General features: G+C 58.3%; 20 protein-coding genes. 5 read left to right on the top strand and 15 right to left on the bottom strand.

The window, feature by feature from the left end; genetic code table 11:
• Nucleotides 1–173: 173 nt before the first annotated feature.
• From DRET_RS06080 to DRET_RS06065, 4 genes are all read right to left on the bottom strand, one after another.
• Nucleotides 174–509 carry a hypothetical protein gene (locus DRET_RS06080; protein WP_015751651.1) on the bottom strand — a complete coding sequence of 112 codons (336 nt, stop codon included), beginning with the start codon at nt 507–509 and terminating at the stop codon, nt 174–176.
• Nucleotides 506–928, bottom strand: a complete 423-nt coding sequence (locus DRET_RS06075; protein ID WP_015751650.1) for a VOC family protein — start codon at nt 926–928, stop codon at nt 506–508. The genes DRET_RS06080 and DRET_RS06075 overlap by 4 nt, the downstream gene beginning before the upstream one ends.
• A gap of 41 nt (nt 929–969) precedes the next feature.
• Nucleotides 970–1,302 carry a putative quinol monooxygenase gene (locus DRET_RS06070; RefSeq protein WP_015751649.1) on the bottom strand — a complete coding sequence of 111 codons (333 nt, stop codon included), beginning with the start codon at nt 1,300–1,302 and terminating at the stop codon, nt 970–972.
• 352 nt (nt 1,303–1,654) lie between these two features.
• On the bottom strand, nt 1,655–2,401 hold the full coding sequence (locus DRET_RS06065) for a DUF4197 domain-containing protein (RefSeq protein ID WP_015751648.1): 747 nt from the start codon (nt 2,399–2,401) through the stop codon (nt 1,655–1,657).
• Between the two features lie 415 nt (nt 2,402–2,816).
• On the opposite strand from DRET_RS06065, the gene sbtA reads away from it, so the two are divergent.
• Nucleotides 2,817–3,071: a thioselenooxazole RiPP selenobacteriocin SbtA gene (gene sbtA / locus DRET_RS13655; protein ID WP_074448729.1), complete on the top strand. Its 255-nt coding sequence runs from the start codon at nt 2,817–2,819 to the stop codon at nt 3,069–3,071.
• Nucleotides 3,072–3,332: 261 nt separating this feature from the next.
• Nucleotides 3,333–4,922 carry a thio(seleno)oxazole modification radical SAM maturase SbtM gene (gene sbtM / locus DRET_RS06060; RefSeq protein WP_015751645.1) on the top strand — a complete coding sequence of 530 codons (1,590 nt, stop codon included), beginning with the start codon at nt 3,333–3,335 and terminating at the stop codon, nt 4,920–4,922.
• Nucleotides 4,923–5,182: 260 nt separating this feature from the next.
• On the opposite strand, the gene DRET_RS06050 is transcribed toward sbtM, so the two are convergent.
• The 8 genes from DRET_RS06050 to DRET_RS06015 form a co-directional block, all read right to left on the bottom strand.
• Complete coding sequence (locus DRET_RS06050; protein WP_015751643.1) at nt 5,183–6,037, bottom strand: D-amino-acid transaminase; 855 nt, start codon at nt 6,035–6,037, stop codon at nt 5,183–5,185.
• 130 nt (nt 6,038–6,167) lie between these two features.
• On the bottom strand, nt 6,168–7,151 hold the full coding sequence (dgcA, locus tag DRET_RS06045; RefSeq protein ID WP_015751642.1) for an N-acetyl-D-Glu racemase DgcA: 984 nt from the start codon (nt 7,149–7,151) through the stop codon (nt 6,168–6,170).
• Nucleotides 7,148–8,143: an N-acetyltransferase DgcN gene (dgcN, locus tag DRET_RS06040; RefSeq protein WP_015751641.1), complete on the bottom strand. Its 996-nt coding sequence runs from the start codon at nt 8,141–8,143 to the stop codon at nt 7,148–7,150. Before dgcN ends, dgcA begins: the two co-directional genes overlap by 4 nt.
• A 531-nt stretch (nt 8,144–8,674) precedes the next feature.
• Nucleotides 8,675–9,253: a rubrerythrin gene (gene rbr, locus DRET_RS06035; RefSeq protein ID WP_015751640.1), complete on the bottom strand. Its 579-nt coding sequence runs from the start codon at nt 9,251–9,253 to the stop codon at nt 8,675–8,677.
• A gap of 318 nt (nt 9,254–9,571) precedes the next feature.
• Nucleotides 9,572–10,096 (bottom strand): nitroreductase family protein, encoded by a 525-nt coding sequence (locus DRET_RS06030; protein WP_015751639.1) that lies wholly within the window; start codon nt 10,094–10,096, stop codon nt 9,572–9,574.
• 178 nt (nt 10,097–10,274) lie between these two features.
• Nucleotides 10,275–11,312: a DUF362 domain-containing protein gene (locus DRET_RS06025; protein ID WP_015751638.1), complete on the bottom strand. Its 1,038-nt coding sequence runs from the start codon at nt 11,310–11,312 to the stop codon at nt 10,275–10,277.
• Between the two features lie 125 nt (nt 11,313–11,437).
• The gene (locus DRET_RS06020) at nt 11,438–11,905 is read right to left on the bottom strand and encodes a YbhB/YbcL family Raf kinase inhibitor-like protein (protein ID WP_015751637.1); all 468 of its coding nucleotides are present in this window, start codon (nt 11,903–11,905) and stop codon (nt 11,438–11,440) included.
• A 285-nt stretch (nt 11,906–12,190) separates the two neighbouring features.
• The gene (locus DRET_RS06015) at nt 12,191–13,606 is read right to left on the bottom strand and encodes a sigma-54 interaction domain-containing protein (protein ID WP_015751636.1); all 1,416 of its coding nucleotides are present in this window, start codon (nt 13,604–13,606) and stop codon (nt 12,191–12,193) included.
• Between the two features lie 237 nt (nt 13,607–13,843).
• Here DRET_RS06015 and trxA point away from each other — a divergent pair, with 237 nt between their 5' ends.
• The 3 genes from trxA (at nt 13,844) to DRET_RS06000 (ending at nt 16,499) form a co-directional block, all read left to right on the top strand.
• Nucleotides 13,844–14,191, top strand: a complete 348-nt coding sequence (gene trxA / locus DRET_RS06010) for a thioredoxin (RefSeq protein ID WP_279614523.1) — start codon at nt 13,844–13,846, stop codon at nt 14,189–14,191.
• Nucleotides 14,192–14,399: 208 nt separating this feature from the next.
• Nucleotides 14,400–15,947 carry a universal stress protein gene (locus tag DRET_RS06005; protein WP_015751634.1) on the top strand — a complete coding sequence of 516 codons (1,548 nt, stop codon included), beginning with the start codon at nt 14,400–14,402 and terminating at the stop codon, nt 15,945–15,947.
• Between the two features lie 132 nt (nt 15,948–16,079).
• Nucleotides 16,080–16,499, top strand: a complete 420-nt coding sequence (locus tag DRET_RS06000; RefSeq protein WP_015751633.1) for a DUF302 domain-containing protein — start codon at nt 16,080–16,082, stop codon at nt 16,497–16,499.
• A 180-nt stretch (nt 16,500–16,679) separates the two neighbouring features.
• Here DRET_RS06000 and DRET_RS05995 read toward each other — a convergent pair whose 3' ends face one another.
• The 3 genes from DRET_RS05995 to DRET_RS05985 form a co-directional block, all read right to left on the bottom strand.
• Nucleotides 16,680–18,053, bottom strand: a complete 1,374-nt coding sequence (locus tag DRET_RS05995; RefSeq protein WP_015751632.1) for a diguanylate cyclase — start codon at nt 18,051–18,053, stop codon at nt 16,680–16,682.
• Nucleotides 18,054–18,116: 63 nt separating this feature from the next.
• Entirely contained in the window at nt 18,117–18,674 is a 558-nt protein-coding gene (locus DRET_RS05990) for a dienelactone hydrolase family protein (protein WP_167317791.1), read from the bottom strand.
• A 292-nt stretch (nt 18,675–18,966) separates the two neighbouring features.
• Nucleotides 18,967–19,743: a uracil-DNA glycosylase gene (locus DRET_RS05985; RefSeq protein WP_015751630.1), complete on the bottom strand. Its 777-nt coding sequence runs from the start codon at nt 19,741–19,743 to the stop codon at nt 18,967–18,969.
• Between the last annotated feature and the right edge of the window lie 89 nt (nt 19,744–19,832).

Genomic DNA, 19,832 nt, shown 5'->3' with positions numbered 1-19,832 from the left:
CTCGCAGCGTACTCATCCGTACGTACAAGTTTGAACTTTTGACAGCAACGCAGCACTTGGGAGATTTTCAGTGACCTGCCAGCCTTACTCGAAGCACAATTACCCAATGCCTATGCGGTATTAGCAATTTTCGCACCAGTCGCTGAGCGTCTCTGGAGCATCGATGCTCGATATCAGGACAGCTTGGCCATGAGTTGCCCGGCGCGGTCCGTATCGACCACAACCCGGGTGTAGGGTCCATTTGAAAGCTCGAAAACCAGACAGTCCGGCGTAAACCGCGTATACCAGAATTCTTTTTGTTGGTAGGCGCGATAGGTGCCGGCCGCGAGGATCAGAGGAACATAGGTCCCGGGCAGGCGGAACCAGGGCGGGCGCATCTCCTTGGGCCGGCGGTAGACGCGGTGGATCGCGTCGCGGGGAAAACTCAAATGGCATTTAAAGGCCCAGAGCCGGCTCCATCCCGTCAGTTCGATATCCACGGTGGCTGTTGCAAGATGAACATGGATCATGTGCGATTTCCGCTCTGCCCGGCTGGGTTCAGCGTTTCGGGCTCAATACCTGGCCAGAAAAAGGGATTGTAGGCCACTTCCCAGAGATGGCCGTCCGGATCGGCAAAATATCCGGAATATCCGCCCCAGCAGGCCCGCTCCGCCGATTTGATCAGGGTGGCGCCAGCAGCTGTTGCCTGATTGAGAACCGCGTCCACCTCTGCTTCCGAGTGGACGTTGTGCGCCAGGGTGATGGCGCTGAAGCCGCTGCCTGTGGCTGCCACGCCGGCATCCGCGGCCAGTTCCTCCCGGCGGTATAAGGCCAGCCAACTCCCTTGCAGGGGGAAAAAGGCGATGCCAGGGGGTGCCGAAGTCCTTTTGTGCCAGCCCCAGGCCGTGCTCGTAAAAATGGACGGCAGTCTCCAGATGTCGAACCCCAAGGGTGATCAAATTGATACGCGGTTCCACAGCTCGCCTCCGATCATTCCACCGGGGGGTCGGGTACCTGGTCGGCGGTCTGGAGCACCTTGAGCGAGACCTCCTCCACCATCTCCTGGACCTCGCTGCGATAGGCCAGCATATGCGGCGTCTGCAGATGGGCCTGCAAAGCGTCCATACTCTCCCATTTTTCGATGATGGTAACCACAGCTCCGTCCATGTCCTGCCCTGGCAATGCGGCATCAATGTCCACGGCGGGCGTGTATTCGAGACACCCTTGTTCCTGCCAGACAAGAGGGAGATGGGAACGCAGCACATGGAGATAGGCTGCCTGTTGTCCCGGTTTGAGCCGGACAGAAGCGATAACATGGATCATGGTGCGTCCTTTGCGATTGAATCGTTTGGCAAATGGTTGAGGCGACCGTTTCGATTGTATTGCCCGGACAAACTCTGGCTTGCTGTAGCCGTCTGCCGGGCCAGAGTTGCCCTTGGCAACGGTTGGCCTGGGGCTTTCCAGGGTACAGCTTACCCAGAATGCCCCGTTTTGTCTCCCTTTATCGACCCCGGTCCCGATTTGGATCCGCCCGACACGGCTTACGCCGTTTTCCCCCTACCGTCTTCTGTCTTCTGTCATCCGTCCACTGTCTTCCGCCTTCCCTGCCCCTTTGTCCTTTCCTCAATTGTCATAGATAGCTGAAAATCGAGACATCCCTTTATACATGTTGCCCTTATTTTCCAAACACCTTGCGCAACAATTCAGTTGAGCGTTTGGCCGGTTCAGACCGGATAGCTGCCTCTTCCCGGGCGAGTATGGTGAAAATGCCCTCCAGGGTCTTGTCCACAGTATAGGTCTCCAGATTGGCCTTGACGTCCGGAACGAACGGCACGGACGTGTACCGGTTCATGATCCGGTCGTAGCTTTGCACCGCTCCGACCTGATTGAGGGTATTCCGGACCACAGGACGCATTTCCGTGGCCAGTTCCGGTGTTGTCGTCTCCTGGAAGTACCGTGTCGCAGCGTCGTCGGGGCCGTTATAGATCGAACGGGCGTCGGCCAGGGTCATATCGCCAATGGCCTGCCAAAAGATTGCTTTGGCCTTGGGGGTGGCTTGTTCTGCCGCTCGATTCAGCCGGAGTTCGAGATCATCGAGCATCGACGATGCCCCCAATTTTTCCAATACCGCCTGGACCTTGTCCAGGGATTTGGGCAATGGGATATGGACGTCCGGGTGGTCGTAAAACCCGCCGCTTTGCCCCAGTTGCTGGACCACGTTGGCGGTACCGACTTGCAGGGCCTCTTTCAGCCCGGAGACGATGGTTTCTGTGCCCAATTCCTGTGACGTGGGCTCAGTGGTCAGATTTTGAAGAACATCCCGGCCTTTCTCCAGCCAACTCTGTGCTGGTGTAACCGGAGGTCCACTGAGCGCGAGAACAGCGCTGATTACACCCGCTGAGATCCATTTTCTCCAGTTCATACAGCCTCCTCTTCTGGTACGCGATTGCCTTACCAGGCGGTTACAATTCCCAATGGCAGCCAAATGGCCGCTATCGTGGACTCGCTGCGCCATTTGACTTGAGCGGTGTTTGGCTCCTCCCCAAAGCGCAGCGGTATCCGGTCTCCTTTTGTGCTACCCGGTTGCACTCCTTTGAGGCAAGACAAACGTTTCCTCGATCGCGATCCTTTTCACCGACGGGTGGCCGTCTTTCGTATTTGAAAAAAATAGGCTTCAAGACTGGGGGATTAGAGGGCATTACCGAAGATGGGCGAGATTTCCTGTAGCAAAGCTGTTGACCTCAAAAAATGCTTCTTGCTATTGATTATCATAATGGTGATAGGTCTTCAGAATAGAATGAGCCGATATGTCGCCATTGAAACACAGGAGGGAGCCTATGGCCGCCAGTGAAGTCAAAACCTATCTAACCGGGCTGTGCCTGACGGCACTGCTCTCCGGGGCCAGCCTGGCCGCGCCGAGCGTGGTCGTGGGGTCTTCGGGCTGAGGCAGCGGCGGGAGTACCGAAACCAGTGCCGGCGGCACTGGCCAAACCGACGGAACGACCAGTGATCAGGAACATCTTCAAAACGGCAATGCGACTTCAACCCATGATGCCGGCACCTCTGAGGAGGAGCGCGGCGGCAGTGGCTGAGGCTAAGATGGACGAGGTGCGGTCGCACCTCTGATCATGAGCGTGGCAAAGGGCCGGGAGACCCCGGCCCTTTGTTGTTGCCAATCTTTTAGCTGACTGATGAAAAATTTCGTATAATGCAGGTCGTTTAAAAATCCCAAGGCTCGGCGACAAAAGGTTCAAGGTCGCAGCGTACTTAACCGTAGGTTGGAATTTGCACGTTGTGCAGGAACGCAGCCATTGGGATATTTTTCAACGGCCTGCTAGAACGAGGGGGGCAGGGTGCAATCACTTTTTCCGGCAACTCGACAGCTTCTTCCTGAGATTTTTCAGCGCCGCCTCGACGCGGCGGAGACCTCCGAAGCCGCCCTGGCCCTGCTTGACGCCGGCGTGCAAGACGCCGAATTGCTCCCTTATCTTCCTGACCTGGCCCGGCTGGAACAGGAGGCCTTCACATGCGCGCGCGCCGCGGCTCCTCCGCACGAAACCACTGCTGAAATCGCCCTCAATCCTACGTTGTGTCTGGTCCCGAGCCGGTGGCAAGGACTGAGCGATCTGCTCAACGGGGGTGGCGGCGACGAGCAGGCCGAGCCGAGTCTGGCTGCGGAAACCGTTCTGATCTGGAAAGATCCGGTGACGGCCGAGGTCCGGGTCGAGCCCGCTTCGACGAATATGCTTTTGGCCTTGAAGATTGCGGCTGAAGGATTGTCTGCAAAAGAGGTCGCTCTGGACAACGGCCTGCGTCCGCTGGACCTGCAACGGCTCCTTCGGCGCGAGGTGCGCCGGGGAAGTCTGATCGCCCCCGCTTCACGTCTTGTGCGCGATCCCCGCATCGTCTCCCCGGACCACCCCTGGGCGTGGCCCCGGTATGCCCGGGCGCCCATTTTCACCTTGCAGTGGCATGTGACTCAGGCCTGCGATCTGCATTGCCGACACTGCTATGATCGGAGTCAGCGCGGCCACATGCCCTGGACTGATGCCATAGCCGTCCTAGACTCACTGGACCATTTCTGCCGCACCCACCACGTCCAGGGACAAATCACCTTTACCGGTGGCAATCCCCTGCTGCATCCCCACTTCACGGAATTGTACCGCGAGGCCAGCGCCCGCGGCTTCATCCTGGCGATTCTCGGTAATCCGTGTCAGCGCAAGATCCTGGAGGATCTCCAGGCCATCCAACCCCTGGGCGGATACCAGATCAGCCTTGAAGGACTGGAAGAGCACAACGATTGGGTCAGAGGTCCGGGCCATTTCCAGCGCAGTCTGCGTTTTTTGTCCCTGCTTCAGGAGTTGGAGATCCCCTCGCAGGTCATGCTCACTCTGACCGACCGGAACATGGATCAGGTCCTGCCCTTGGCCCGGGACCTCCACGGCAAAGTGGACCGGTTCACCTACAATAGGCTCTCCGCGGTCGGTGAGGGAGCGAGTCTGCAATTGCCCCGCCCCGAGGCCTATGCCGCGTTCATGACCGAGTATCTGCGGGCCCGGGAGGAGATGCCTTTTCTGGGCATCAAGGACAATGTGCTCAACAGCGTGTGCTGGGACGAAAATCAGACCGTGACCGGCGGCTGCACCGGGTTCGGCTGCGGCGCGGCCTTTAATTTTCTCTCCCTGCTGGCCGACGGCGAAGTTCACGCCTGCCGCAAATTTCCGTCCCGTATCGGCCACATCGCTGCCGACGACTTGACGACCATCTACCACAGCGCGCGCGCCAAACAGTACCGCACCGGTCCGGCGGAGTGCCTCGACTGCCGGGTGCGCCCGGTTTGCGGCGGCTGTCTGGCGGTCAGCGCTGCCGCGGGAGTGGACATTACCCGCGACCGCGACCCGTTTTGTTTGAACGGGCCGCGGCAGGAGGGAGAAGAAGTGTGATGTTGCAGACCTTGCGTGGAAAGAAAGATTGGAGAAATGTTGAACAATTGAGGGGGACAGAAAAGCTGCAGGCGCGGGGCAAAGGATCGAGTACATCCGAAAAACACGACCATCAAATCGAAATCGGGATCGACTCTCGGTCTTCAGATTCCAGGTACAGGGTATGTATTATCGGGTATCAGGAGCGGGTATCAGGCAGCACACTGCCATCCGTATACTGACTCCATTCTTCCGGACCCTGCTGGCCTGAGTGACTGAATTTAGAGAGCGGTCTTGCGGCCTTCGTCAATATACAACTCCTTCAGTCGCGAGGTCAGCGGCCCTGGTGTGCCGTTGCCGATGGTGACCCCGTCGATCTCGATCACGGGACAGACAAAGGTGGTGGCCGCAGTGACAAAGGCCTCGGCCGCCTCCTGGGCCTCGGCAATGGTAAACGGCCGCTCCTCGATCGCCATCCCCTTTTCCGCAGCCAGCTTGAGGACAGCCGCCCGGGTGATACCCGGCAAAATGGAATTGGAGAGGTTTCGGGTCACGATGGAGCCCTCTTTGGTGATGATATAGGCGTTGTTCGACGTGCCTTCGGTGACATAGCCGTCTTCGACCATCCAGGCGTCGTCCTTGCCTTCGGCCTTGGCCAGCATCTTGGCCATGCACGGGGCCACAAGCTGGACCGTCTTGACATCCCGCCGGGCCCAGCGGAGATCCTCGGCCGCGATGACCCGCAGCCCCTGCTTGGCCATCGGGGCATCGACGAGCGATTTGGCCTGGGTAAACAGCACCAAGGTCTGCGGCGCAGCTTTCGGGTAGGCGAAATCCCGATCGGCCTCGCCCCTGGTGACCTGCAGGTAGACCATTCCTTCCTCAAGATTATTGCGCCGGATCAATTCCCGGTGGATCTCCAGCAACGTTTCGCGGGTGACCGGCATGTCCATATCCAATTCGCGTAACGAGCGCTCCAGACGCTGGACGTGGCCGTCGAACTCGAGAATGGTGCCGTCGACGACAGCCGTGACCTCATAGACCCCGTCGGCGAACAAAAATCCCCTGTCAAAAACTGAAACAGTCGCTTCTTCTTCCGGAACATAGGATCCGTTGACGTAAACGATTCGACTCATGGCTTCCATCTTTGCTGTTTGGGTGGTGAGTGGACAATCCAAAGGCGACGCTGGGTCGTCCGTCAGGGGATCTACCGGGGGCCGTTTGCACGGAGGCATAAGCCCCGGCCTGGAACCGCCCGGACGCGGCTCATTCCGACCCGGTTTCGCCCCACAACTCCCCGTCCGCTGGGTGGACGCCGTCAGTGTCGTACTCCAGTGGCGGCTCGCGGTCTTCGGCCAGCAGCAACGGGCCGTCGAGGTCCGTGACCGCCGCGCCTTGGGCGACCAGGACCGCCGGGGCCATAGCCAGGGATGACCCCAGCATGCACCCGACCATGATCTGGTAGCCCTCGGCCAGCGCCGCTTCTCTGAGGGCCAGGGCCTCGGTCAACCCCCCGGTCTTGTCCAGCTTGATATTGATCATATCGTATTTGCCCCGCAGGCTCGGGAGCGAAGAACGGTCATGGCAAGATTCGTCGGCGCAAAGGGTCAGCGGCCGCTCCAGGTCCACTAAGGGCGCATCATCGTGGGCTGGCAGGGGCTGTTCGACCATCTCCACCCCCAGACGGGCGAGTTCCGGAATCATTTCCCGGTAAATGGCCGGGGTCCACCCTTCATTGGCGTCCACAATGATTCGTGGCTCCGGGGCGCCGTCGCGCACGGCCCGGATTCGCTCCAGGTCCCCCTGTTTCCCTCCGAGTTTGACCTTGAGCAGCTCGCGGTCCCGGTTTTGCCGTGCCTGCTCGCGCATTTTTGCTGGCACATCCAAAGACAGGGTATACGCGGTCACTTCCGGCACGGGTTCCGGCAGGCCGGCCAGAACCCAGACCGGCACATCGGCCTTTTTGGCCTCCAGATCCCACAGGGCACAGTCCACAGCGTTGCGGGCCGCGCCGGCTGGCAGCAGGTCTTGCAACTGTCGCCGGGACAGAGGCGTTGGAAGCTTGCGGATCTGGTCCATGACGCTGGTCACTGTTTCCCCGTAGCGAGCATAGGGAACGCACTCGCCCTGCCCACTGACCCCGCCGTGTTCGATCTCCACGCGCACGACTTCGGCCTCGGAGCGGGAGCCACGGGCAATGGTAAACACCTGAGCCAGGGCAAAGACGTCGCGGGTGACGGTGATTTTCACGACAAGGCCTCGGCAAGACGGGTTGCGCCATGCCGGAAGGGGTCCACAGCCGGCAGTCCCATCTGTTTTTCCACCTCATTGAGATAGGCCGAAGCGTCGGCGTCGCTCAGATGCTGGGTGTTGATCGAGATGCCCACCACTTCACAGCCGGGATTGACCACGCGCGCCAGGGCCAAAGACATGTCGCGCAGTTCCTCGAGGGAGGGTTGCTGGTAACCCGGCAATCCGCGCATGTGCTCTCGGGTTGGTTCGTGGCAGAGGATAAGGGCGTCGGGTTGTCCGCCGTGGATAAGGGCCAGGGTGACACCGGAATAGGACGCGTGGAACAAACTGCCCTGCCCCTCAATGATGTCCCAATGATCAGGGTCGTTGTCCGGGGTCAGATATTCAATGGACCCAGCCATAAAATCGGCGATGACCGCATCCAGAGGGACGCCGTCACCGGTGATGAGGATCCCGGACTGTCCAGTGGCCCGAAACGAGGACTTCTTGCCTTGGTTCTTCATTTCCCAGTCCAGGGCAAGAGCGGTGTACATCTTGCCCACCGAGCAGTCCGTGCCCACGGCCAAGCACCGTTTCCCGGTGCGTTTTTTACCGTTGGCAATGGGATAGGTGATGGGCGGTACGCGGACATCGTGGAGGGTCTGTCCGGTGGCATCCGCAGCAGCGACCAGATCCGGTTCGTCGCGGAGCAGATTGTGCAACCCGGAAGCGATATCCATCCCTGCCTCCAAGGCTTCGATAAGCACCGATTTCCAGGCCTGGGAGATAATACCGCCGCGGTTGGCCACACCGATGACCAGAGTTTGGGCACCGGCAGCCACGGCGTCGGCAATGGACATGTCCTGTATGCCTAGATCAGCACCGCAACCCTCCATACGGTATTGGCCCACGGCCATTTCCGGTCGCCAATCCTGGATGCCCTGCGCCACTTTCGCGGCCAGCATGTCCGGAGCGTCGCCCAGGAAAAGCAGATAAGGTGACTGTATCATTTGAAAACAACTCCTATGGTGGTGTGTTTCAAAAAGGGACACGTTGAAGGTTCAATGTGGATTGTCCCAGTCGGCTTGAACTCTGGAATAGCCCAGGCTGAAGCAAGTCATGGTGCCATGTTCCACTACCCGATACTGAAGGGCTCCCCAGCGAGAGGCTGGGCAAGAGCGGCCTTTGCTGCCGGGACGATTGACTTTTCTTAGCAGGTTTTATGCCAATACTCAGGCGTGCGCCTGGTGGGGGTTGCCGGTGTATCGCCCCTCCGTGTGTTTCAAAATTGAAAAAAACAAAAATGTTCGAGTTCAGTATTTACCATATTTGTCTAGCAGCTTCTTCCCCAAAGGAAGAACAGTCCCCCCAATGGCGTCTCCCTGCGCGTTGCGCTCCCATCTTTCTCCCCGTGAGGCCTTACCGCAGGACACGAAATCGGTGGTTGAAGCGGGTTGGCGCCTCTCGCTCGTTTTGTCAGACAAAAAAAAAGCGGACCCCCTTGATAAAGGGGATCCGCTGTGCCGTAGGGCCCAAAATGGCTACCAATTTTCCCCAAGGAGTTCGAAATGGGCCTGGGGATGGGCGCAAGCAGGACACAGCTTGACCGCGTCCTGGCCTTCGTGGAGGTAACCGCAGTTGCGGCAGCGCCAGACGACCTTATCGTCGCGCTGGAAGACTTTCCCGGAACGGATGTTTTCCAGCAGGTCCCGGTACCGTTTCTCGTGCTGTTTTTCGGCTACGGATATGGCCTCGAAGACCGCCGCGATTTCCTGAAATCCCTCTTCACGGGCCGTGGCCGCAAAGCTGGGGTACATCTCGGACCATTCCTCATGTTCCCCGCCAGCGGCCTCCTCGAGGTTTTCGGCCGTTGTGCCAATGACCCCGGCCGGAAAACTCCAAGTGATTTCGACGGTGTCCCCTTCCAGGAACTTAAAGAACCGCTTGGCGTGCTCTTTTTCCTGGTTGGCGGTTTCTTCAAAAATATCAGCGATCTGTACATACCCGTCCTTGCGGGCCTGACCGGCGAAATAGGTGTAGCGGTTGCGGGCCTGAGATTCGCCGGCAAAAGCGGTCAACAGATTCTTTTCGGTTTTGGTGCCTTTCACTGAAGGGGCCATAGCAGGATTGCCTCCTTTTTGAGGTGGTCAAATAACAATGGTTACGATTCCGTATTCGGTGGCTGAGCCTACTGTTTTGCCCGACAAAGGACAAGCCCGGTGTGGAGGGGTGGCTCCATACCGGGCTTGCCTGAGGAGCGGGAAATCCGCACCTACCGGAATCGGCAACCGGTTTTTGGACAATTCAAACCTGGCCCGCTTAAGGGAGGCAAAGGCTCCTAGCCGGAGTGTCCTCCTTCAATGGCCTGTACCAGAGAGCCAGAACCTCTTTTGTGCTCCGGTGTATCCTCTGCCCTTTTTTGAACGCTTCAACCGAAATCAGACCACTTTTTTGTCCCATCCATTATACTGCACCCGCTCCTCTTTGAAGCGGTCTACCTTCTTCGACGATTCAGCCGGGTGCCCCACCGGGATAAGCGAATGGGGGATGATCTGTTCGGGCAGCCCAACAATGCTCCGCACGGCGTCGATGCGTTCTTGTTGGGGATACAGACCGGTCCAGACCGCGCCAAGGCCGAGGCCGTGGGCCGCGAGCAACAGATTCTGCACAGCCGCCGCACAATCGACCACCCAATAGCCAGCGAATTTCTCCTGCCGCAGATCGCCACAGACCAAAATCGACACCGGCGCCTGCTGGACCATGCCGGCATACGGATGGACCTGGGACAATTTGGTCAGCATCGTACGATCGTTGATGACCACAAACTGCCAGGGCTGGGCGTTTCCTGCGCTCGGCGCGATCATGGCTGCGCCAAGCAGTTCCCGAATCGCTTCATCACTAACCGGGGCATCGGTATATTTGCGAATGCTCCGCCGGGTGTAGAGGGCTTCAAACAGTTCCATCTCCAGTCTCCTTTCCTGAAAAAATTCATAGGCCATTGTTCAGGATCGCGGCGTGCTGTCAATCAGGCACCTTGTGGTCACTCGGTATCCGTCAGGGAACCAGGCGGACATCCTGGACTGTGCCCCGCCTTTGGTCTCAAGGGTATTGCTCAAACCGGTGCAGGGCCAAGCCAGCTCTTCAGGTCCGGACCACCTCCGGGGTCAATGAACCCGGTTCCTGGATCCGGGCCAGGGTGCGCACCTGCTCGTGACAATCCTGATTGTGCAGGGCGTTCAGCCGCTTGTAGTCGATGAATTCCAGCCCTGCCGCATCAATGGACAACGGAGATTGGCTGGCGAAAATACCGATATGCTGGCCCATCATCTCCCCAGGGATCGGGGCGCAATCGCAGACTGTGCTCACATCCGTGGCGAAATTGACGCAGGCCACCTTGCCCGGTGCGAAGGTGTTCAAGACCCCTTTGGCGGCCACGGCCAATCCCTGTGCGAGCTTTTCACGATTTTCCAGGCGGATGGCTCCTTCTGGGCAGGTGGTGCTGCAGATGGGGCAGCGCATGCATTCGGGACTGTCGATGACCACGCAATCGTTTTCGATCCGGGGAAGGTCGAACCAGCAAGCATCGACACAGGCGCCGCAGGCCTGGCAGGCGTCCTCGTCAATGACCAGATCAATCAGACGGTGCTGTTCGAGCTTGGTTTTCTTGGTCACGCCCCCCATGCCGAGATTTTTGATTGCCCCGCCAAAACCGCCCAGGGCATGGCCTTTGAAATGGGAGACCACAATCATGGCGTCAGCCTGATGGATGGCTCCGCCGACCTCGACCTCTGAGAGCAGGGGATCGGGCGAGACCACCGAGACCCCGTTTTCGCTCAGCAACCCGTCGGCCACGATAAACGGCGCGAATCCGAACCCATTGGCCACGGCCGTCTCCATGTGGTCCACGGCGTTGTTGCGCTTGAGCGGGTAATAGGTACAGGTGTCTGTCAAAAACGGTTTGCCGCCCCGGGCTTTGATCTCGTCCACGATCTGCTTGAGGAAAAAGGGGCGGACATAGTTGGGGTTGCCCAGTTCCCCGACGTGGAGTTTGACAGCGACCTTGTCGCCCGGTTCGACCATGTCGAAAAGCCCAGCCTGCTCGTACAGCTGCCCGGCTTTGGTCATCATGTTGGCGCCCTCACCCCAGGGGGCAAAGTGGACCGTATTCACGTCTGCCATCACGGCGTCCTCCTTTATAGCGCACAGGTTTCATTGGAAAAAGGACCTGGGCCCTCTTCCATTATCCCTGACTGGTAATAAGCTGGCGCTAAACTGTCAAACCAGGGTGGTTCGGATGTCTTGCCCTAGCGCTCAAAAACCCCGGTATACGTCGCCTGCGCCAGAACCAGGCTGTCCACTGTTTCGGCAAATTGTTGCAGCGTGGCCGTTTGCGCCAAGGCCACCGAGGCCGCATCCAAAGCGTACAATGTGGCCACATAGGGGTGTTCGCCACTGCCCGCGGGGGGCTGGGGACCGCCATAGCCGATACGGCCGAAGGAATTGGTCAATTCCAGACTGCCCTCGGGCATGGTATTGCCTGAGGCCCCTTCCGGCAGCGAGGTGATCGAGGCGGGGATGTTCAACACCAGCCAATGGATCCAGTTGTTCGCCACAGGATGGGGATCGATGAGGGACAAGGCCAGAGACTGCGTTCCCTGCGGCACCCCCTCCCAGCGGTAAGGAATGGAGATATTCTGCCCACCGGCGCCCGGCATGGCATATTTGACCGGAATTGTGGTCTGATCGGTAAAGGCATCGGAATACAGGCGCATACGAGCCTCCTTCGGACAAACGGTTCATGGGACAAATCCTTGTGATCCATCTACCACGCGAGGGGGACTGTGTATAGCTCCCTGTCCAATCCGGACCGGAAGAACCAACCGACCAATGCAAGGGACGAGCGCTGAGCTGGCTGTTGAAAAAATCCGTATACCGCAGGCCGTTCAGCACTCCCAAAAGACGGCACAACAAAGTCCACAACCGCAGCGTACGTATGCGTACCTACAAGTTCGAATGTAGTGCATCTTTGCTGCCAGTGGGAGAGTGTCAACGGCCTGTTAATCTGGTTCCGGCTGCAGCGGAATGCCCCACTTTTTCATGTACTTCCACACCGCCGTCCGGCTCACCCCGAGTTGCCGGGCCACCGCGGCCTTGTTCCACTGGTTGGCCTCCAGCAGCGCGAGCAACTGCTCCCGGTCGGGCTGTTCATGGTGCTGTCTGCTGCCAGCGGTCCGGGGAACGCCGGCTTCCCTGGCTCTTTCCGGGCTCGGCCGGGGCGTTATGATCTCCGCCGGCAGATCGTTGACCTGGATCTGCTCCCCGGAAGTCAGGACAAAGGCGTGTTCGATGGCGTTTTCCAATTCACGCACATTGCCGGGCCAATGGTACTCGAACACCAGCCGCATGGCCTCCGGTGCCAGGCCGGTGACCCGTTTTCCGGTGGCTTCGTTTTGCTTGGCGATAAAGTGGTTGACCAGCAGGGGCAGGTCTTCGCGCCGCTGGCGCAATGGGGGCAGGGTGATAGGAAAAACCTTGAGGCGGTAATACAGGTCCTGACGAAAAACGCCCTGGGCCAAGAGCTCGTTGAGATCCCGGTGTGTAGCCACGATGACCCGGATATCGATCGTGCGGGTTTGTGAGTCGCCGACCCGTTCGACTTCCCGTTCCTGCAGGACGCGCAGCAGCTTGACCTGGATGGTCTGGCTGAGTTCCCCGATTTCATCCAGGAAAATCGATCCGCGATGCGCTTCTTCAAAGCGGCCGGCCCGGTCGCGCACAGCACCGGTAAACGCCCCTTTGACATGCCCGAAAAGCTCGCTTTCCAGAAGAGTTTCCGTCAGCGCCGAGCAATTGACGGTCACGAACGGCTGATCGGCCTGGTCGCTGTTGTAGTGAATGGCGCGGGCGATGAGTTCTTTCCCGGTCCCGCTTTCCCCCTGGATGAGAACGGTGGACCGGCTGGCGGCCGCGGCCCGGACCCGGGAAAAGACCTCCTGCATGACTTCGCTTTTGCCCATGATATTGCCAAGGCTGTAGTGCTGCCCCAACAGTCGGGTTGCCTCTTCAGCCTTGTGCCGGGCCTTCTGGAGTTCAGTCATGTCGGTCACGGTCTCGACAATGCCGATCAGTTCTCCGTTGTCGTCTTTGACCACTCGGGCCTGCTTGATGACCGGCACATCCCGGCCCTCGCGATGGCGCAGGACACATTCCTTGGCTTCGGGCTGTTCGTGCCGCAGGATGCCGCACTGGTGGATATCAGCCGGGCAGAGCGTGCCCAGACAATGGCTGAACCCCAGAAACCGGCAGGAGCGGCCCAGGGCTTCTGAGGCGCTGTAGCCGGTGATGTCCTCCATCGACCTGTTCCAGGAGGTGATCCGGCCTTGGACGTCGAGGGTGAAGACCCCTTCGGCCATGGAATCCATGATCTGATTCAAAAAGCGGACATTCCAGACCGCGTGTGTTTGCTCCGTCATACACGCTCCCGCCGGGCCGCCCTCCGGCCCCATTGTCGCAGGCATCATCGGGCCTCGTTTTTTGCACTTTCCGTTACCGTAACGCCAACTATAACGTTACGGTAACTGTATGGAACGTTACCTTGAGCGTCAACACCGCCCTTTGTGGCTCTCCAGACCCCGTTTTCTATTGTGCTTTCATCAATAGTATCAGTGCGTTTTGCCGTTGGCGGCCAGGTTGGCATCCGCATTGCTTGAGTGGGGACATCGACACGAAATGCAACCGCACGACACAGGAGGTTCAAATCTATGTCTGCACAGAACGCCATTCCCACAAACGGAGTCGCCCTGCTCGATTTCAGCGCCAGTTGGTGCGGTCCCTGTCGGGCCTTGTCTCCGGTCATCGATGAACTCTCCCAGGCCTATGACGGCCGGGCCAGAGTTCAAAAAATCGATATCGATCAGCATAAGGATCTCGCGTTGAAGATGGGTATTCAAAGTGTCCCGACGGTTATCGTCTTCAAGGACGGAGAGGAACACAAGCGGCTTATCGGCATGTCCAGCAAAACCGATCTCCAGAAGGCCCTGGACGGGGCATTGTCCTGAACACCGGGAAGCGAGTCAGAAATACACGGGGAACCGGGGTGTTCCCCGTGCACTAGCCCGGCTCAGGATCGCACCACGCTGGGGTCGCAAACAAATGGCCAGACATGAAGCGCTAGGGACCCCCTGCCATCGATGCTACAAACCGGAACGCTTCACCGCGGACCAGCCGCAGGGCCGCAGTCCATCCAAACCGAGTAAAGGAACGCATATGTGGAAACTTCTATCGAGCATCAGTAAACATCTGATTATCGCTATCCCGGTCATGATGCTCCTGGGATTCGTCTTCGGCATTGCTGTTGATGACGCCTCTGGGCTGAAGGGACTGATCATCCCGTTCACCTTCCTCATGGTGTATCCCATGATGGTCAATCTGAAGATCAAGAAGGTCTTCGAGGGAGGAGATGTCAAAGCCCAGCTCCTGACTCAGGCCATCAACTTCGGCATCATTCCCTTTGTCGCCTTCGGGTTGGGGATGCTCTTTTTCCGGGATAGCCCGTACATGGCCCTGGGGATGCTCCTGGCCGGGCTGGTTCCCACCAGCGGCATGACGATTTCCTGGACCGGTTTTGCCAAGGGCAATGTCGCCTCTGCAGTGAAGATGACCGTTATCGGCCTCACCCTGGGTTCGCTGGCCACACCGTTTTACGTCCAGTTCCTGATGGGGGCCAGTCTTGAGGTCAATGTCATGGCGGTCATGAAACAGATCGTCATCATTGTCTTTATTCCCATGCTGGCTGGATTTTTGACCCAGCAGGGGCTGATCAAACGCTACGGACAGAAGGATTTCCAACAGAGTTGGGCCCCGAAATTTCCGGCCCTGTCCACCCTTGGCGTCGTGGGCATCGTCTTTATTGCAATGGCCCTGAAGGCCAAGGCTATTGCCGGCGCTCCCCAGATGCTGCTGTATATTCTCATCCCGCTGACAATTATCTACGCTTTTAACTATGTGCTGAGCACCGTCATCGGCATCAAATTCCTGTCCCGTGGCGACGGCATCGCCTTGGTCTACGGCTCGGTGATGCGTAATCTCTCCATCGCCCTGGCCATCGCCATCAACGCCTTCGGCCCCGAGGGGTCCAGCGCCGCCCTGGTCATTGCCGTGGCCTATATCATTCAGGTGCAATCCGCAGCCTGGTACGTAAAATTTTCCGACGCCATTTTTGGCGCGCCCGCTGAAGCCGAAGCGCAGGCCGAAAAAACCGCCGCTCCGACCCCGGGCAAGGAAACAGAACACGAGCTGCTGGTGCCGGATTTCAAGAATATCCTCTACGTCACCGACCTCTCGCAAAGCGCAAAGCACGCCGCACAATACGCCTGCAGCCTCGGGGTGAAATATTCCGCCCAGGTGACGGTTATGCACGTCGTGCCCGATCAGCTTGAGGAGTATTCGGAAAATGTCGGGGTGGACATCACCCACCGCGTGGATCAGCAGACCCGGACCGCTTTCAACGAATCCAGCGTGAGCGAAGCCCAGCAAGCGATCCGTTCCCGGATCGAATCTACATCCAAAGAAGTGACCAAGCAGATCCCCTACTGTCCGATGACTCCGGAGAATATCCGCATCGAAGTTGGGGATCCCCAGAACAAAATTGTCGAAATCGCCCGCAAGGAGGGCTTCGATCTGATCATCATCGGCACCCACGGCCACGGCGCGTTCGAAGACGCCTTTCTGGGCAGTGTGGCCCGGGATGTCATCCGCAAGAGTCCCGTGCCAGTGCTCTCGGTGCGCCTTGCGGACGCGGCCCACTCACGGTGATTGCCGCGCCAGCGGTCAATTGAATTGCGCGTGGCTGGGAATAGCCCTTGCGACCGCTACGCCAGCCGCCGGAGTGTTCTGAGTTGAAAACCACGACAAAACCACCGCATCAACGATGCCTCAGGAGGACGTATGCACAAGACTCGGCTGTATACCGCTGAAACGACCAAATCCATGGATGGCTTTCTCCAGGATCTGAATACCGCAGCTCAGAAACGGGGATTTTTCATCCACAATGAAGACAAAATGGAAATGGCCCATACCTTCGGCAAACACGGCATTGAAGTGGCCGAAGGATTTGATCTGCACATGATCCAGATCTGCAAGCCGGAGAAGGCGGCGCCCAGCCTGGGCACCAATCCGGAGCGGGCCGCCTTGATGCCCAAGTTCATCATCACCTTCAGCAAAGGGGACACGGTCCAGATCCGAATGCTGGCCTACGGGCAGGAACTGATTGAGGAACTCATCGGCGACAGCGCCTTCGCTGAATCGGTACAGGGATCCTATCAAGCCATTATCGATATCATTGAAGAAGCCAAAAACGGCAACTGAGACGGGGTGTGTTGATCGCGGGGCGGTGCAGGAGAGCAACCGCTCTGCCGTATTCCCGCATTCGCCCCGAGCAGAATACCGCTGATGGGAAAAACGAAAAGCCCTGGTGAGGTTCGTCTTCACCAGGGCTTTTGTGGTATGCCAAAGATTGCTGTCCGGGCAGATTGAAGCTTGGGCCTGCTACCCCCTCACCATTGTCTCATCAATCTCCGCCCGATTCCGTCCCTTGGCTTTGGCCGCATACAAAGCTCGGTCCGCGAGTTGAATGACGGCTTCCATGGACGCAGGGGTATCTGCCAGGGCAATCCCGATGCTCACGGTTATCGGCGGGATCGGCGACGCAGCCGCGGACGACCCGCCCGTCACAGCGGTCCTGATACGGTGCGCCACCTGCTGCGCCTCATCCTGGTCCGTTTCCGGCAAGACAATGCAAAACTCTTCTCCGCCAAATCGGCCGATGATGTCTGTGGCCCGCAATTCTCCGGAGACTGTTTCTGCAAACCAGGCCAAGGCTCGGTCGCCCGTTCCATGCCCATAGGTGTCATTGATTTGTTTGAAATGATCGATATCCAGCATACAAACGGTCAGCGGCCGGGAATTTCTGAGATGCTGCGCCAAGGCCCTGTTTGCCAATTCCATGAAATGCTGCCGGGTGCTGACATTGGTCAATGAATCGGTCGTCGCGATCCGGGCCAGCTGTTCCTCAGCCTCCTTCCGGGTCGAAATATCATCGACCATCCAAATGACCCCCTTGTCCAGATCCGGGGGTGTGGCGTCATCCAGGGCCTTGCCGGACACGCTCACCCAGACGGGGGAGCCATCCACTCGCCTGAGTTCAAATTCCACCTGACTGTGGTCGCGCAAAACCAACGAATTATAAAAGAGGCGACCGAATTCTTCGAATTTCTCCTGAGAGACATGGAACTCGCTGACGCATTTCCCTTGGTACCATTCTGGAGGCTTATCACCGAGGATGTCGGCCAAACGCTGGTTGACCCGGCGGATACGGCGTCCCCCGCGCAGGATGATAATACCAATCATGCAGTTTGCGAAGAATCCTTCCAGTTCGGCATTGGCCTCCCTGAGTTGCTGATACGCCTGACGGATATCCGTCAGATCGTAGGCCATCCATAACACGCCTTTGCTCAGATCCGGTGGCGTCGTGCGGTCTATCGCCCTGCCCACGAGATCCAGCCAGATCTCGGACCCATCTTTGCGCCGCATCGGGGTCGCCACGTGCACAACGCCGCTATGGCGCAGGGTCGTATCGTAGTGCTCCCCAAATCCTTCGAAATCCTTATGGGAAACATGCAGCTTGTGAGTCTGCTGGCCGAGAATTTCGTGCAGAGAGGTGTAGCCGAGGATGTCCAGAAATCGCTGATTGGTCGTGAGGATCTTCCGGTTGTGGTCGACAAGGGCCACGCCCATCATGCTGTGATCGAAGATGGTCTCCAGTTCGTCGCGCGCGATTGCCAGCTCAGCCCGTAATCGCGCGTTTTCAGCTTCCAATTCACTGATTTGTAAGGATACTGAATTGCTTGCACTCTTTTTCATGGCAAAACTAGGGGGCTAACGGTCTGTTGCAACGCTCCTCTTGGCTGCGTTGCGGCCAACTTCTCACATTCTTTGTAACCACTCCAGATACACCGCACAGCCCTGCCGGTCATAATTGGCGGAGACTTCGTTCATGAAGCCGTGAAGATATGGTGTTGTCTCGACGCTGACGTTGTTCCGGCCAGACAAGGCCTTGGCCAGGGTCTGCACGCAAAAAGCCGGTTCAGAGGTTGGCAGGATGCATGTCACCGGAACAACAGGCTGGATATCGAGCATGTGCCGGATCTGCGATCCATAGAAACACACGCCGCAGCTTACCTGGTCCGCAAGAGATGCTCCGGTGAGGGACCACGCGACTGCGGCGCCAACACTGAAGCCGACAAGGCACGCGGAATCCTGAGCTGCCGCAATCTGATCACGCACCATTTCGCTGTACCGGTCAAGGCCGACTTCGGTCATGAAATAGGCGTAAGCCTCCTGCTCAGAGGCAAATTTCCTCTGGAGCCCAGAATACGGGTCGACAACCTCCACTGCCCCGCCAATGGCCTGGCAAAGACGCTCAAAGGCCGGCGTTGTGCCGAAAATGTCCGCGATACAAATCGTTCGCTTGGAAATAGGCACGCATTGCTCCATTACTATCCTGTGCACCCTGCCCATCTCGCCCAAATCGGCTGGGATAGCAACCCTTGCAACCCGCCTTTTCTCCAACGGCTGGCCCTTTCCGCTTGCAACAAAACGGCGATCCCCGCATTATATCTTTGCTTCCTGAAGTCCCTTTTCCAGCAGAATCGGCGCATATCCATTTCGCGCTCGGTGTGCACTCCCAAGCCCCCCGTAATGTGTGTCTAGGTTCACCCTTGGGGGCTTTATCGAGAGCCACAGTGACCATCCCCCCCTTCTCGCCAGCAAAGCTTCACCCGGCTATTGAGATCTCACGCAGTTCAGCATCAAGACTCCCATCCGGCAACATCCAGTCCGGATGGGCAATCCCCTGCTCCTCTTGGTGGAATCGAACGCAACGGGACCAGTCACCGGTGCAATACAATTCGATCCAGGCTTGCTCGAGTCTCCCTTGCTCGACAAATCTGCGCATGGGGCACAACCGGTACCATTTGCAGGGCGTGGTAAGGGTCTTGAGGGTCGCGTACTGCTCTTGGGCAGCTTCCTCAAAGGCGGGGTTATACAGCAGGGCCGCCGGATGGGGCAGTGGAAAGACTTTTTTGCGGCCGTTCCACTGCACACGCCCGAAGGACTCCGGGGATTCAGCTTTGGCCTGGGGAAAGGGGAGAACATTCAGGTCAAGAACGGCGCGCGTGGCATAAAAGCCAAGCGGCACCAGAATATCCGCTTCCACGATGTCGATTTCCTGCTCGAGAAACGGCAAGCAGGCAATGATCTCCCGCTGTTTGGGGCGCCGATTTTTGGGTAAGCGGCATTTCAGGAGATTGGTCAGGAACAGCTCCGCCCTGGCGACGCCAGCTTGATCGAGCAAACGATCAAAGACCCGGCCTGACGGACCGATGAAATGGCGCCCTTCCCGATCTTCCTGATCTCCCGGCGCCTGGGCCACGATCATCAGCCGGGCGTGGATATTCCCTGCCCCGGGCAGGGCGTTGGTCCGGGTCTCAGCCAGGTCGCATCGTCTGCAGGCAGTGATCTGGTCTCGGAGGCGCTCCAGGCGGGAATCCATTCGCATCTCCCAGTAAAGACACAGTCTGCGGTCTCGTGCTCATAAATACGATAACTACGGCTCCGTTCGGTTTGCGATCACCGCCATTG

The organism is Desulfohalobium retbaense DSM 5692 (genome assembly GCF_000024325.1).
Classification (GTDB): domain Bacteria; phylum Desulfobacterota; class Desulfovibrionia; order Desulfovibrionales; family Desulfohalobiaceae; genus Desulfohalobium; species Desulfohalobium retbaense.
The sequence above is the reverse complement of the archived record's forward strand: the minus strand, read 5'-3'. Positions and strand labels throughout refer to the sequence as shown.